Source organism: Cognatundibacterium crateris, from assembly GCF_010078235.1.
GTDB classification, from domain to species: Bacteria; Pseudomonadota; Gammaproteobacteria; order Burkholderiales; family Burkholderiaceae_D; genus Undibacterium; species Undibacterium crateris.
Genome location: NZ_JAABOS010000012.1, coordinates 16818 through 31228, shown reverse-complemented (window position 1 = coordinate 31228; position 14411 = coordinate 16818). Strand labels below are relative to the sequence as shown.

10 protein-coding genes and 1 riboswitch are annotated in these 14411 nt (G+C 51.7%); of the genes, 2 read left to right on the top strand and 8 right to left on the bottom strand.

Annotated elements, in window-relative coordinates:
* Positions 1-246: 246 nt before the first annotated feature.
* A complete protein-coding gene (locus EYB48_RS17570) occupies positions 247-1902 on the top strand; it encodes a methyl-accepting chemotaxis protein (protein ID WP_162021694.1) in 1656 nt (551 codons plus the stop codon).
* Here the strand turns inward: EYB48_RS17570 and EYB48_RS17565 are convergent.
* Together EYB48_RS17565 and EYB48_RS17560 are read right to left on the bottom strand one after the other, a co-directional pair.
* Complete coding sequence (locus EYB48_RS17565) at positions 1871-3148, bottom strand: putative Na+/H+ antiporter (RefSeq protein WP_162021693.1); 1278 nt, start codon at positions 3146-3148, stop codon at positions 1871-1873. The two genes, EYB48_RS17570 and EYB48_RS17565, sit on opposite strands and share 32 nt — an antisense overlap.
* 53 nt (positions 3149-3201) lie before the next feature.
* Positions 3202-5487 carry a UvrD-helicase domain-containing protein gene (locus EYB48_RS17560; protein WP_162021692.1) on the bottom strand — a complete coding sequence of 762 codons (2286 nt, stop codon included), beginning with the start codon at positions 5485-5487 and terminating at the stop codon, positions 3202-3204.
* 210 nt (positions 5488-5697) lie between these two features.
* Between EYB48_RS17560 and EYB48_RS17555 the strand changes: the two genes are divergently transcribed.
* Positions 5698-6387 carry a hypothetical protein gene (locus EYB48_RS17555; protein WP_235935244.1) on the top strand — a complete coding sequence of 230 codons (690 nt, stop codon included), beginning with the start codon at positions 5698-5700 and terminating at the stop codon, positions 6385-6387.
* 29 nt (positions 6388-6416) lie between these two features.
* On the opposite strand, the gene thiE is transcribed toward EYB48_RS17555, so the two are convergent.
* The 6 genes from thiE to EYB48_RS17525 form a co-directional block, all read right to left on the bottom strand.
* Positions 6417-7046, bottom strand: a complete 630-nt coding sequence (gene thiE, locus EYB48_RS17550) for a thiamine phosphate synthase (protein ID WP_162021690.1) — start codon at positions 7044-7046, stop codon at positions 6417-6419.
* An 11-nt stretch (positions 7047-7057) separates the two neighbouring features.
* Complete coding sequence (thiD, locus tag EYB48_RS17545; RefSeq protein WP_162021689.1) at positions 7058-7858, bottom strand: bifunctional hydroxymethylpyrimidine kinase/phosphomethylpyrimidine kinase; 801 nt, start codon at positions 7856-7858, stop codon at positions 7058-7060.
* Entirely contained in the window at positions 7858-8652 is a 795-nt protein-coding gene (locus EYB48_RS17540; protein ID WP_162021688.1) for a thiazole synthase, read from the bottom strand. Before EYB48_RS17540 ends, thiD begins: the two co-directional genes overlap by 1 nt.
* Positions 8653-9606: 954 nt before the next feature.
* Positions 9607-9807, bottom strand: a complete 201-nt coding sequence (thiS, locus tag EYB48_RS17535) for a sulfur carrier protein ThiS (protein ID WP_162021687.1) — start codon at positions 9805-9807, stop codon at positions 9607-9609.
* 11 nt (positions 9808-9818) lie between these two features.
* Entirely contained in the window at positions 9819-11732 is a 1914-nt protein-coding gene (gene thiC / locus EYB48_RS17530; protein ID WP_162021686.1) for a phosphomethylpyrimidine synthase ThiC, read from the bottom strand.
* A gap of 81 nt (positions 11733-11813) precedes the next feature.
* Positions 11814-11925, bottom strand: a riboswitch (TPP riboswitch).
* A 32-nt stretch (positions 11926-11957) separates the two neighbouring features.
* Positions 11958-14075: a tetratricopeptide repeat-containing diguanylate cyclase gene (locus EYB48_RS17525; RefSeq protein ID WP_162021685.1), complete on the bottom strand. Its 2118-nt coding sequence runs from the start codon at positions 14073-14075 to the stop codon at positions 11958-11960.
* Between the last annotated feature and the right edge of the window lie 336 nt (positions 14076-14411).

The following is a 14411-nucleotide window of genomic DNA, read 5'->3' as shown; positions in this document are numbered from 1 at the left end:
AGCACCAAAGGGGTTTTAGCCTTGCCGGGACAATTTTTCGTCAGTCCTATCGGCAAAAATAGTTTCCATCAGGAACTTTTTCTGATTTTGTGCTCTAATCCCGCTTCTTTTCAGCATTCTTGCTTCACTAACTAATGCTCAGGCTCAGGAAACCATATTTCCTGTGCTGGCTGAGCTTTCATGTTCTATGCTGAAACATACCTGGCGCGGGCGATTGCTCGCTTCTGCGCCTTAAGCGGAGATATTATGCGCAGCAATCTGCCTGTTACAGGTCGTGAAATTTTGATGAAAGATGGGCATTCCATCGTTTCCAAAACTGACCTGAAAGGAAAAATTACCTATTGCAATCCGTATTTCGTGGAGCTCAGTGGCTTCGACGAAAACGAGCTGATTGGTGCGCCGCATAATATCGTGCGTCACCCTGATATGCCAGCGGAAGCCTTCGCTGATTTATGGGATACCGTTAAGCGTGGTATTCCGTGGACTGGGCTGGTCAAAAACCGCTGTAAAAACGGGGATCATTACTGGGTCAACGCAAATGTCACGCCTTTAATCGAAAATGGTGTGGTGGTTGGCTATATGTCGGTCAGGACTAAGCCCGAACGTAAGGAAATCGAAGCAGCCAGCCAGTTATACCAAAGCATGCGTGCTGGTCGTGAAACGGGTCTGTTACTACGCGAAGGCCGCTTGTTATCCAATACGGTGACTGGACGCATCGCGCGCCGCTTACGGCTCGCTGCCAAGCCAAGACTCGCAATGGGCATGAGCCTGACTTTGCTTTCGCTGCTGATCTGGGGTGGGCTGCATATCGCCGAACACGGCGCAAGCCTGGCAAACGTCGCAAGCCTGATCGCCTGTGCGGCATTGGTGATATATCAATGGACTGTGATCCATGTCAAATTACTCAATCCGGTTGGTATTGCTGTCAGTGCGGCCAGAGCCATCGCAGGTGGCGATCTGACGCGCGACATACCGCGCGGTGATGACACCGAAATGGGTCAGCTATTGCAGGCACTGCGGCAGATGAATATCAATCTGGTGTCCGTCATCAATGATGTACACCTGAATGCCAAAGCCATCTCCAGCGGTACGCGGGAAATCGCAGATGCCAACATGGATTTATCGGGGCGTACTGAATCGCAGGCGTCCAGCCTGGAGCAAACCGCCTCCAGCATGGAGCAATTCGCGGAGACAGTACGTCAGAATTCCGACCATGCAGCGCAAGCCAATACGCTGGCGGACACTGCGTCAGCAGTCGCTCATCAGGGTGGCGCTATGGTGAGCCGGGTCGGCAGTACTATGCAGGAAATCAGCTCCTCAGCGCATAAGATAGAAAGCATCATCAGCCTGATCGACGGCATCGCTTTCCAGACCAATATTCTGGCGCTGAATGCGGCAGTTGAAGCAGCGCGTGCCGGAGAACAAGGGCGTGGTTTTGCGGTTGTCGCCAGCGAAGTCAGGAGTCTGGCACAGCGTTCAGCCAGTGCAGCCAAGGAAATCAAGGTCTTGATTGATGATTCGGTCAATAAAGTCGAACAAGGTAATCAATTAGTTCAGGACACCTCGGCCACCATGCAAAACTTAGTTCAGTCAGTACAGCATGTAAGCGCAGTTATCCACGAAATCACGATCGCCAGCCGCGAGCAAAAGGAAGGTGTGGAGCAAATGAACAGCGCGGTAGCGCACATGGATGAAATGACGCAGCAAAATGCGGCCATGGTGGAAGAAGCGGCCGCCTCGGCGGGGAATTTAGCTGATCAGACGCTGCGTTTGCAGCAAGCCATCAGTGTCTTCACGCTGAGCCGTGCAGGCAATTCTGCACAGTCAGCATCAGTACCGAGACAGGCTGCGACAAGGCAGCCATCGCCGGTCAAAAGAAGCGGAAACAAACAGCTGCGATAGCCGTCGGTATCAGCGCTGACAAAAACAAACCGCCCGGGCTGATTGCCTTCTCATGAAAGTAGTCTTTCAGGATGGCATAGCCGGCCGGATTGGGCGCATTGGCAATCACAGTTAAGCCACCGCCGGTCACCGCGCCGGCCACCAGCGCATACTTTGCACTGTCCGATAAGCCACTGACTAATGAACCCAGATAAGTCAGCGCCGCATTATCGGTGATCGCAGTCAGACCGGTTGCGCCGAAAAACAATACTGTCGTATTCATCCCGGCCAGGATCGGCTGCAACCACCATTCCTGTTTACCGCCCAACACCACCAGACCGGCCAGGAAGAATGCGACCAACAAACCTTCACGCAGCATCAGCCGGTCCTGGAATTGCTGATAAGCTTCGGTAAAGCCCAGGAAAAACAAGAACAAGCCCAGAAACACCACCGGATAATGGGCAAACCAGACGGTCGCTGCCAGGAACAGAAAATGGATCGCTACCACACTCAAAGGTATCGTCGCCGTCGCGCTCTGCGTATTGCTGTCCGTACCAGCATCCTGATCTAAAGCACACAGCTCACGACGGAAAAACACAGTCAGCCACAAAGCATTTACGAGCACTGCAATCGCTGCGCGCCAGCCAAAATTCTGCATCATGAAGGCGATATCCCAGCCCCATTTTTCCGCCACCATCAGCACCGGTGGTGCTGCAAATGAAGTCAGTACGCCGCCTATCGACACATTCACAAACAAGACACCGAGTGTCATGTACTTCATTTTTTCCGGTATCGCTTTAGAGAAAAAACGATCACGTAACATCAGTGCCGCCAGCGTCATTGCGGCCGGTTCGGTGATAAATGAGCCGAACAAAGGTACCAGCGACAGGCACAGAAAATAAGAAGCGAGCTGGGTATTGAGTGGCAATACACGCGCTATGCGCGAAACCACGTTCTGTACAAACCACAGTACCGGACGGGTACCTGCAATCACCAGGATCACGAACACAAATAAGGGCTCGGTGAAATTCTGCGCTTCCAGATAATGGATTGCTTCCTTCTGATCCACCATGGCAGAGATCAGCAATACCAGCACACAGGCCCAAAAACCAAACACGACTTCGACCTCACCCAGCAAATGCCAGAGCCCGGCATGGTGCTTACTCTGGTGCGCCAGATGCAGGAAATATTTGGTGGAAAAAGTATGTAATACGGCCAGTGCAAAAATACCGGCCGCACAATACTGCAGCATTAACTCTGTGTTCATCCTTACTCCTTATGCAGTTTAAGATGGCACACAGCGCTTGCGCCCTGTGGCCTTCAGATTTTTTCCAGCTTGGCGATACTCAGGTCCAGCAACTTCATCCCGAATTTGCCAAAATTGATATGGGCACGCGCATTCATGCCGCTGCCTTCAATATTTACGATCACGCCTTCGCCAAACTTGGCATGTTCAACATTCTGCCCAACCCGCCAGCTCTGCTGCGCAGACGTCTGGCTGAAATTCTGTGCAATCTGATTCACGTCAGCCATGGGCGCTTCATCCCAGGCAGATTTTTTTTGCCCGAACCAGCTGGGTTGCACCTTGGGTGACAACCACTTGAGCGACTCATCCGGCAATTCATCAAAGAAGCGCGAACGCATGTTGTAGCGGGTTTGGCCATGCAACATGCGGGTCTGTGAAAAACTCAGGTACAGACGTTTGCGCGCGCGCGTGATCGCCACGTACATCAGGCGTCGCTCCTCTTCCAGCCCAGCCTCTTCCTGCGCGCTGTTCTCATGCGGGAACAAGCCCTCTTCCAGCCCGGTGATAAAGACTGCATCAAACTCCAGACCTTTGGCCGAATGCACCGTCATCAGCTGCATGGCATCCTGCCCAGCCTGCGCCTGATTATCACCGGCTTCCAGCGAGGCATGCGACAAAAATGCAGACAGCGGTGACATCACTGTAGGTAAAGCGGCATCAGCATCGATAATGACATCGTTAGCGCCATTGTTGAGCAAGACCGGCTGCCTGACAGCCGGACCAGTAAACGCAGGCGCCTCTTTATTGAAGCCCTCTTCCGACACAAACAAAACTGCCGCATTCACCAGCTGCTCTAAGTTTTCTATGCGATCCGCGCCCTCTTTTTCGGTCTGATAATGCACCAGCAACTGGCTCATATCTAACACCACCCTGACCATTTCCGGCAAAGGCAGATTCTGCGTTTCGAAGCGCGCGCCCTCAATCAGACGCACAAAATTAGCCAGTGCCGATCCGGCCTTGCCAGCCACATGCGGTACCGCTGCGTACAGCGAGATATTGTGCAGTCTGGCCGCATCCTGCAATTGCTCTATGGAGCGGGCGCCGATGCCACGGGTAGGGAAATTCACTACCCGCAAAAAAGCCGAATCATTATGCGGGTTATCCATCAACTGCAGATAGGCAATCGCATGCTTGATTTCAGCGCGTTCAAAGAAGCGCTGGCCGCCATAGACGCGATAGGGAATATTCGCCGTAAATAAGGCATGCTCAATCACACGGGATTGCGCATTGGAGCGATACAGGATGGCGATTTCGCTGCGCGCTGAACCTTCACGGATCAGATTCTTCGCTTCATCGATGATCCAGTTGGCTTCCTGGATATCGCTGCTGGCTTCCATCACGCGCACCGGTTCGCCATGTCCGGCATCAGTACGCAGATTTTTGCCCAGACGTTTGCTGTTATTGGCGATCAGGATATTGGCACTATCCAGAATATGACCATGCGAACGGTAATTTTGTTCCAGCTTAATCAGATTTTGTACTTCAAATTCACGCTCAAACGCCGTCATATTGCCCACGTTCGCGCCACGGAAAGCATAAATACTCTGATCATCATCGCCCACAGCAAACACTGCATTCGGACGTCGGTTACCAGCGCCGGCCATCAGTTTCAGCCATTTATACTGCAGATCATTGGTATCCTGAAATTCGTCGACCAGTATGTGGCGGAAGCGCTCCTGATAATGCTCACGTAGCGGCTGATTGCGACTCAGCAGTTCGTAAGTGCGTAACAGCAGCTCAGCAAAATCGACCACGCCTTCACGCTGACATTGCGCGTCATACAAATCATACAGCGCAACCATCTTACGATTGAAATCATCGCTGGCGTCTACCTGGGCCGCACGCAAACCCTGATCTTTGGCGCTGTTGATAAAGTACATCAGCGTCTTAGGAGGGAATTTCTCATCATCGATATTATTCGCTTTCAGTAAGCGCTTAATAAACGACAACTGATCACCCGAATCGAGTATCTGAAAGGTCTGTGGCAGCCCGGCGTCGCGGTGGTGCGCGCGCAATAAGCGGTTACACAAGCCGTGGAAAGTGCCTATCCACATACCGCGCGTATTGATCGGCAACATGGCCGACAAACGCGTTTGCATTTCTTTCGCTGCCTTGTTCGTGAAAGTCACGGCCAGTATGCCGCCAGGCGAAATCTGTCCGGTCTGGATCAGCCAGGCAATACGTGTGGTCAGGACACGGGTCTTACCGGAGCCGGCACCCGCAAGAATAAGTGCCGACTGTGCCGGCAGAGTCACAGCCGCAAGCTGCTCAGGATTCAGATTATGGAGTAAATTTTGCATACCCCGATTATACGTTCAGAACGCAGATACTGGACATATACACAGCTGAATTAGCACGCGAATCTGACATAGCAGATACCGGACTACTGATCTGCCTGTTGAGTGTTTGTTATCGCGCGCGGAAAACTGCATAATGAGCGCCCGCCCTTATCTCACCGGATTTTTACTATGCGCCGTTTGCTTTCTACCATTTTGTTGAGCAGTGCAGCCATGTTGTCTGCTAACCATGCATACGCAATGACCATCCTCAGGCTGGATACCAATATTATCCTGTATGGCAAGGTGCTCCCCGAAGATCTGGCACCATTTCGTCAAGAGATATCACGGGCACCGGTCAAACACGTGGTACTGGCGGAAAGCCCAGGCGGCGACTTACGCTCTGCCTATGGCATTGCAGATCTGATACGAAAAAATCATCTGAATACCTCAGTCAAAGGATTTTGTGTCTCATCCTGCGCCATCATGTTTATGGCGGGTGAACAGCGTCAGATTATTGAAGAAAAAAATTACAAAAAAACGATACTGGGTTTCCATGCGCCTCACAATAAAGAAACCAAGGAAATCGCGGTTGATGGCGTGCCCAGATTGCGTGAGTATTTATTGAAAACCAGCGGTGGCAAGTTCCCGTCTGAGTTACTCGATAAGGCCATGAATATCCGTGATGCCTCGGATATGCTGATTTTCTATTACCCGGAAGAAGGTAAGCAAAGCGTCTGGTTCTGCCCTGCCAATGCGCGCCCACGCCCGAAAGGATGTGAGCGGCTTGAAGGTGACGCCTTGAGTGCGGGCATCATCACCACGCTGGCGCGACTGGATGTTTCAACTCTGGATCCGAAACCTGAAGCAGAAAAATCCGGAGAAGAAAAAGCAGATCCTGTCGAAAAAAGCGTGGAAAAATAAAGGCGCCTGTCACAAACAGTTCCATCTGCTCATACAAACAAATCAGCAAAAGCGCGCGCCGCAGCTTGCGGATCGCGCTCAAAATACACACTGCTGATCACCGCCACCATTTCCGCGCCGCGCGCAACCAGCGGCTTGCAGTTTTCCAGCGTCATGCCACCGATTACAACGCGCGGCAAATCCAGCCCGGCGGCGTCGCTGACGATGTCGGCCGCGGTCGAGACTTCATATTTTTTTATGCGGGATGGATAAAAGCCACCAAAAGCCACATAGCTGGCACCCGCTTCTGCCGCCCGCTGCGCGCGCTCCAAATCGCCATAGCAGGAAGCCCCGAGAATTTTTTCTGGCCCCAATGCCTGACGTGCAGCCTGCACCTGCATATCGGTACCGCCGACATGCAGGCCATCGGCATCAATCGCCTGACACAGTTCCAGATGGTCATTCACGATGAAGGGGACTGCATACGAACGGCACAATTGCAGCAATTCGCTGGCCTGCTGCATTCTGAGTACGGGATTTGCCGTTTTATGCCGGTATTGCACCAGCGCCGCGCCGCCTAGCAAGGCTTGCTCAGTGACGCTGATTAACTGCCGGGTGTCATCCCAGTCCGGGGTAACGAGGTAGAGGCCACGCAGGCCTGCTTGTGATTCCTGAATCATGAAACTCTCATTCAACTATCAATAAAAATACGATGTGGTATGCGTTGCCCGGCACCGACAGCAAACGCTTGCTGCAGACTGCGCTGGGTATAGCTTTGTGCCTGATCAAGTGCAACTTCCAGCGTTTTACCATGCGCGAGTTGTGCCGCAATCGCAGCCGCCAGCGTGCAACCGCTGCCATGAAATTCGCCCACCAGCCTTTCCCACTGCCATTCGCGCGCCAGGCTGCCACCGCGCTGTATCCAGTAGTTGTGTATCAGGCGGTCAGTGCCGTGTCCGCCCTTGAGCAAGACCTCAGCTGAGTGAGTGGGCATCCATGCCGCCAGTTGCGCTTGCCAATCAGCTGTGGTGGTACCAGACAAACGTGCCAACTCAGGCAAATTGGGCGTGATCAGGGTCGCTCGCTGCATTAGCGTTTGCAGCGTCAACACCGCATCATCCTTGCTCAATGCATCACCTTGGCCACTCCCTAATACCGGGTCCAGTACCACTGGCAAGTCAGGCTGTTCATGTCGCAACTGTGCCAATTCTTCTGCTAATGCGTCTGCCAATACACGACTGCCGATAATGCCCAGTTTCACCGCATCAAAGCGATAGGCCTGCAATAAAGTCTGCAACTGCGCCAGCACGATATCGCTTGCTACCGGGTGCACGCTATAGACCCGTTCATGATCCTGCACAGTCAGTGCAGTGATAATAGGCATGGCATGCGCACCCTGGGCTGCAATCGCTTCGATATCGGCCTGTATCCCTGCACCACCGCAGGGATCATGGCCAGCCAGCACCAGTACCAGTGGTCGCTGGACAGCCATCAGGTCACCACGCGTCCGCTCATCGGAGAAGATGGCGAAGCAGCAAATTTACGTGGCATACGTCCTGCCAGATATGCCTCACGCCCGGCTTGTACTGCCAGTCCCATTGCGCTGGCCATACGGACAGGATCTTGCGCAGCAGCGATAGCGGAATTCATCAACACGCCATCACAACCCAGCTCCATCGCAATCGCCGCATCCGATGCGGTACCGACACCGGCATCGACCAGCACAGGTACGCTGGATTGCTCGATGATCAGCGATAAATTCCAGGGGTTGAGTATGCCCATGCCGGACCCTATCAATGACGCCAGCGGCATCACAGCGACACAGCCTATATCCTCCAACATCTTCGCCTGGATAGGATCATCGCTGCAGTACACCATCACATCGAAGCCATCCTGCACCAGGATTTTTGCTGCTTTCAAAGTTTCCGGCATATTCGGAAACAGAGTTCTCTCATCGCCCAACACCTCCAGCTTGCACAGCTTGTGCCCGCCAAGCAGTTCACGTCCCAGCTGCAGTGTGTAGACCGCATCTTCTGCGTTATAGCAGCCGGCAGAATTCGGCAATATGGTGTAACGACTCGGTGGCACTACATCCAGCAGACTAGGCGCATTCGGGTCCTGCCCAATATTCACACGCCGTATCGCAACCGTAATAATGTCAGCACCACTGGCCTCAGTCGCCAGTCTGGTTTGCTCCAGGTCTTTATACTTCCCACTACCAACCAATAAGCGCGAACGATAAGTTGTACCAGCGATCGTCAAACCGCTGTCTTTCTGATTTTGCATTTCAATTCCTTTTTATATCCGCCCCATCAGGCGCAGAGCATTTCTGGCTTATCCAAGTTAAACAGCACTAAAAACGACTTAAATCAAAAGCTGTTTAAACCAAAAGCTATACCACAGAGACTCAGAGACTCAGAGAAAACACAGAGGTACCGTGGATTTCTTACTTCTGCCTTTCTCACTTCCTCTGTGTCTCCGTGTCTCTGTATTGAAGGTTTTCAGTTTTCCCAAACTGACTCCGCCTACCTAATCACAGCACACTCAAAAACCACACCACCGAGACACAGAGGCTCAGAGTAAGCACAGAGGAGAATTTCGCTTTCGAGCTTTTTCTCTATTTCCCTCTTTGTCTCCGTGTCTCTGTGTCTCTGTGTTGAAAGGTTTTCAGGTTTTCCAAACTGACTCCGGCCACCCAATCACAACACACTCAAAAACCACACCACCGAGACACAGAGGTTCAGAGTAAGCACAGAGGAAAAATTCGCTTTTGAGTATTTCTCTCTTTTACTCTTTGTCTCCGTGTCTCTGTATTGAGAGGTTTTCAGTTTTCCCAAACTGACTCCGCCTACCTAATCACAGCACACTCAAAAACCACACCACCGAGACACAGAGGCTCAGAGTAAGCACAGAGGAAATTTCACTTTCGAGCTTTTTCTCTCTTTTCCTCTGTGTCTCCGTGTCTCTGTGTTGAGAGGTTTTCAGGTTTTCCAAACTGACTCCGGCCACCCAATCACAACACACTCAAAAACCACACCACAGACACACAGAGGCTCAGAGTAAGCACAGAGGAGAATTTCGCTTTCGAGTATTTCTCTCTTTTCCTCTGTGTCTCCGTGTCTCTGTGTTGAGAGGTTTTCAGGTTTTATGCTTTTCTCTTTTCCTCTGTGTCTCTGTGCCTCTGTGTTGAATGGTTTCAAGGCTTTTAAGGTTTAAGATTTTCAGTAATCAAACAAGCCCTCAACCGCCACCGATTGCGCGCACGATGTCGACCTGATCCGCCGCCTTCAACGTGCGTGTGACCCAGGCCGGACGTGGAACAATCTGGCGGTTGACGGCGACCGCTATCGCTTGCTGCGTCAGTTGCATACTGGCGATCAGCTCGGACAATAACTGCGCATCCGGTAAGTGATGGGCAGTACCGTTTAACTGAATTTCCATCGTTGTGCTCCTTACTGCTTCTTATAGATTTCAGCACCGGATTTAACGAATTCCACTGCCTTGACTTCCATACCCTGCTTCAAGGCCTGAATTTCAGAAATGCCCTGACTCTGCGCGAAATCACGCACTTCCTGGGTGATTTTCATGGAACAGAAATGCGGGCCGCACATGGAACAGAAATGCGCCACTTTGGCGGAATCTTTAGGCAAAGTCTCATCATGGAATTCGCGTGCTTTATCCGGGTCGAGGCCGAGATTAAACTGGTCTTCCCAGCGGAATTCGAAACGCGCTTTGGACAAGGCATTGTCGCGGATTTGCGCACCCGGATGGCCTTTAGCCAAATCGGCGGCATGGGCTGCGATTTTGTAGGTGATGATGCCATCCTTGACGTCGACTTTATTGGGTAAGCCCAGATGCTCTTTTGGCGTCACATAGCACAGCATGGCAGTGCCATACCAGCCAATTTGCGCAGCACCTATGCCGGACGTGATGTGATCATAGCCAGGGGCGATATCGGTAGTCAGCGGCCCCAACGTGTAGAACGGCGCCTCGTGGCATTGCTCGAGCTGGAGATCCATATTTTCTTTGATCAGCTGCATAGGCACATGTCCGGGACCTTCTATCATAACCTGCACGTCATGCTTCCACGCGATCTGGGTGAGTTCGCCCAGCGTACGCAATTCACCTAACTGCGCTTCATCATTCGCATCATAAATAGAGCCCGGACGCAGGCCATCACCCAGACTGAAGGACACGTCATAGGCCTTCATGATTTCGCAAATATCTTCGAAATGTTCGTACAGGAAGCTCTCTTTATGATGCGCCAGACACCATTTCGCCATGATGGAGCCACCGCGCGACACAATGCCGGTCAGACGCTTGGCGGTCAGCGGCACATATTGCAAGCGTACCCCTGCATGGATAGTGAAGTAATCCACGCCCTGCTCCGCCTGCTCGATCAGGGTATCGCGGAAAATCTCCCAGGTCAGGTCTTCGGCTTTGCCGTTAACTTTTTCCAGTGCCTGATAAATTGGCACGGTGCCGATAGGTACTGGCGAGTTACGGATGATCCATTCACGTGTTTCATGGATGTGCTTACCGGTGGATAAGTCCATCACGTTGTCACCACCCCAGCGTATCGCCCAGGTCATTTTTTCGACTTCTTCGCCTATCGAGGAAGTCACTGCCGAGTTACCAATATTGGCATTGATTTTGACCAGGAAATTACGGCCTATGATCATAGGCTCGGATTCAGGATGATTGATATTGGCAGGAATAATGGCACGGCCGCGCGCGATTTCATCCCTCACAAATTCGGGGGTAATCATCGTCGGAATGGAGGCACCGAAGGACTGGCCAGGATGCTGACGGCCCATCATGTCGGCCAGCTTTTTACCCATAGGGCCGGAGGATTGCAGATTCTCAAGATACTCCTGACGACGCAGATTTTCACGGATCGCGACAAATTCCATTTCCGGCGTGATGATGCCCTGACGTGCATAATGCATCTGGGTCACATTGCGTCCGGCCAGCGCACGCCGGGGCTGACGCTTCAGATTAAAGCGCAATTCTTCCAGTGCCGGGTCATGCAGTCGTGCGATGCCATATTCAGAGCTGGGACCTGACAGCTCCTCAGTATCTGCACGCTCTGCGATCCAGGCGCCACGTACTGAGGCCAGGCCGGAACGGATATCAATCTTCGCCTCCGGATCCGTGTAAGGACCTGAGGTATCGTAGACGTACACTGGCGGATTTTTTTCTGAGCCAAACATGGCCGGCGTGTCAGATTGCGATATTTCGCGCATAGGCACACGAATGTCCGGGCGGCTGCCCTGAACATAGACTTTACGGGAATTGGGTAAGGCTTGAATTGCAGCTTCATCCACTGTCGCAGTCGCGGACAGAAATTTTGGATTGGCATTCATGTGGGTGGCTCCTTTGCACTTTACTTATGGCTTGGAGCCAGCAAAGGAGTTGGTATAGAACCACAGCAAACCTACCGTTTGTGCACGCTCTAGCAGCTTCCCTTCGCTGGCATTATCCAGATCAGGTTCGAGGGTATTTCTCACCCGTTGTCTGCAAATTTATACGCAGATAACAGGACCCCTAGCATTTGTGTTGGCACGACTTCGTTCGTGACAGCGGGCGCATTATAGCGCTAATAATTCGTTTTGTTCCTTTTTTGTATGTTTATCGAACATTGTCTGACCGAAGCGCGGCGGCCCCTCAACCTCAGTGAGACTGACCATATCCGCATCAATCGCAGCGGCCAAATCCTGCTCCAGTATCGGCAGCGCCAGATCAGGCGCGACCAGCAGTTCCGACACGCCATAGGCGCGATTCCTGCCATGCACTTTACCCAGATACAGCGCCATATCGGCAATTTGCAAGACCTTTTCCCAATTCAATTGACTTTCACTCACACCGGAAAACGGGAGAGCGATAAAACCTGCGGAGACAGTCACCTGAATATCACAGCCACCTGCATGAATTTTTTTTTCCCCTATCGCATACAACACCCGTTCAACCAGCGCGACCACCTGGGCATGTTGCGATTTGGGTGAAAACACCAGGAACTCTTCCCCTCCCCAACGCAATACCATATCGCTGTCGCGCACCACAGCGCGCAGACGCTTGGCAACTTCAATCAGCACCACATCACCGGCCGCATGTCCAAGCGTATCGTTGATTTGCTTAAAGTGATCAATATCAAGCAGAACCAGGCAATCCGGGCTATCAATATCGACGGCCCGACGATCCAGTTTCACGTGATCCTGGCGGCTCTTCATCATCTCGACAAATGAGCGGCGGTTATATAAGCCAGTCAGCGGATCGCGCACGGCGTGAAACTCCAGTTGAGAATTTGCTGTTCGCAGTTTCTGGTTTGTCTGGCGGACGCGGCGATACAAGGCAAAAATAAACACCCCTGCGACCACAATCACGATCAAAATTAACATCGTCACCCGCTGCCGCAGTTGCTGATTTTGTAAAGCCGCGTCTTTTAAGGCATTGTCGCGCTCCAGCAATGCGATCTGTTTTTTCTTCTGCTCAGCCTCAAACTGTTCCTGTATGGCGGCAACCGCTTTACTACGGTCGGAACGAAATAATTCAGCATTGATTTCCTGCTGTTTACGTACTGAAGCCAAAGCTTCTTTGTACATGCCAACATGCTCGTAGACTGCTGCGAATTGAGACAATAACTCTTCCACATCGCTCTTCTCACCAGCCTCAGTTGCTATCCTAATGACTTCATTGACCAAATCAACGCCCTGCGTGATTTTCCCTTGTCCAAGCAGGGCGAAACCAATACTGGCTTTGGAAGTTCTGATATAGGCAATTTCCTCAAATTGTTCGGATCGCTGCAGTGCCTGACGGGCCGTGGTTTCCGCCTGCTTATATTGATGATGCTTCAGGTAATAAGTCGTGATATACAACAAACAGTTAATTTCCACTTCTGTCAGACGACTATCGCGAGCGATTTTCAAGGCACGTTGGTGGGCATCAAGTGCCTGATCCTCGCGCCCCAACATTTTCAATGCTATGCCCTCATTATTCAACAGAGATGCGTAATTTTTTGGTGCTCTGGAATAGGGAGTTAACGCCAGAGCTTCATGCACAATCGCCAGCGTTTTTTCCGGATCTTTCATGGCAATGTACAACTGAGCTAAACACTCGAGTATAAATATCCGGTTCTGCTCGCGGCGAAACGGAAGCTGATCGGTCAGCCTCAACACATCGAGATAAAAACGCAGTGAAGTCTCGTGATGACCAAGGGCATAGTTGATGTAGCCAAGTGCGCCGTAAAGTCTGAACCTGGCGTCGGCGCTGACATCCGTATGCAGGTTTGCCAATAACTGGTTCAGCTGCACCAGGGCTTGCTCAGGTTTCGTTGCCAGATGCTGGTGGAAGGCCAGGATAACGTCAGCCATCAACAAGGCGTCCTTGTCACCGGCTTCCAAGGCGAGTTTGCGCATTGCGGCCAGATAGCCCTTCGCCACATTGATATTGCTAAGTTCCGCGTTCAGATGATACAGCGCTCTGAGCGTGGTCAACCTGACCTTGGTGCTGGTTTCCGCATTCTGAGTGCTATAGAGTTGCTCCAGCTGTTTCAACGCCTCAGCATTGTCTGAATCAGCCAGCGTAAAGATATCGAATACTGCTTGCAACTCCCGGTTCTCATCCGCATAGGCAGCTTTGCCTCCCAATAGCGCTATCAACAGGCACAGGGAGAAAAGTATGCGGCAGAGGCTGGGTGTGGATCTATGCATGAAAAATGACAATTTTAGTTAAGTGTAGGATACGCAAATCCGTTCCCGCCGCATCATGCTCACTCGTAACACAAGCCGTTTTGAACATCACACCCTGAAGTAGCTACGCACTTCGTTGAGTCATCAGAGCGTGGCACATCGATCTGCTTCTTTTCGCTGACCGACTGACCGCAAATTATGGACAAAATTGCAATCAAGCAACGAAACTTTGTACTTATACTTTATAGTGCATTTACAGACACTTGCAAAAAAACATCATTAAATCATGTTAAACGGCCGTAAATCCTATGTAAAAACCATCCTTGCATGGCCAGGTTCAAAGTAATCCAACTGAAC

What these genes read in the sequence shown, in the direction of transcription:
- EYB48_RS17570 (WP_162021694.1), top strand. Translation starts at nt 247, where the DNA reads ATGCGCAGCAATCTGCCTGTTACAGGTCGTGAAATTTTGATGAAAGAT.
- EYB48_RS17565 (WP_162021693.1), bottom strand. Translation starts at nt 3,148, where the DNA reads ATGAACACAGAGTTAATGCTGCAGTATTGTGCGGCCGGTATTTTTGCA.
- EYB48_RS17560 (WP_162021692.1), bottom strand. Translation starts at nt 5,487, where the DNA reads ATGCAAAATTTACTCCATAATCTGAATCCTGAGCAGCTTGCGGCTGTG.
- EYB48_RS17555 (WP_235935244.1), top strand. Translation starts at nt 5,698, where the DNA reads ATGTTGTCTGCTAACCATGCATACGCAATGACCATCCTCAGGCTGGAT.
- thiE (WP_162021690.1), bottom strand. Translation starts at nt 7,046, where the DNA reads ATGATTCAGGAATCACAAGCAGGCCTGCGTGGCCTCTACCTCGTTACC.
- thiD (WP_162021689.1), bottom strand. Translation starts at nt 7,858, where the DNA reads ATGGCTGTCCAGCGACCACTGGTACTGGTGCTGGCTGGCCATGATCCC.
- EYB48_RS17540 (WP_162021688.1), bottom strand. Translation starts at nt 8,652, where the DNA reads ATGCAAAATCAGAAAGACAGCGGTTTGACGATCGCTGGTACAACTTAT.
- thiS (WP_162021687.1), bottom strand. Translation starts at nt 9,807, where the DNA reads ATGGAAATTCAGTTAAACGGTACTGCCCATCACTTACCGGATGCGCAG.
- thiC (WP_162021686.1), bottom strand. Translation starts at nt 11,732, where the DNA reads ATGAATGCCAATCCAAAATTTCTGTCCGCGACTGCGACAGTGGATGAA.
- EYB48_RS17525 (WP_162021685.1), bottom strand. Translation starts at nt 14,075, where the DNA reads ATGCATAGATCCACACCCAGCCTCTGCCGCATACTTTTCTCCCTGTGC.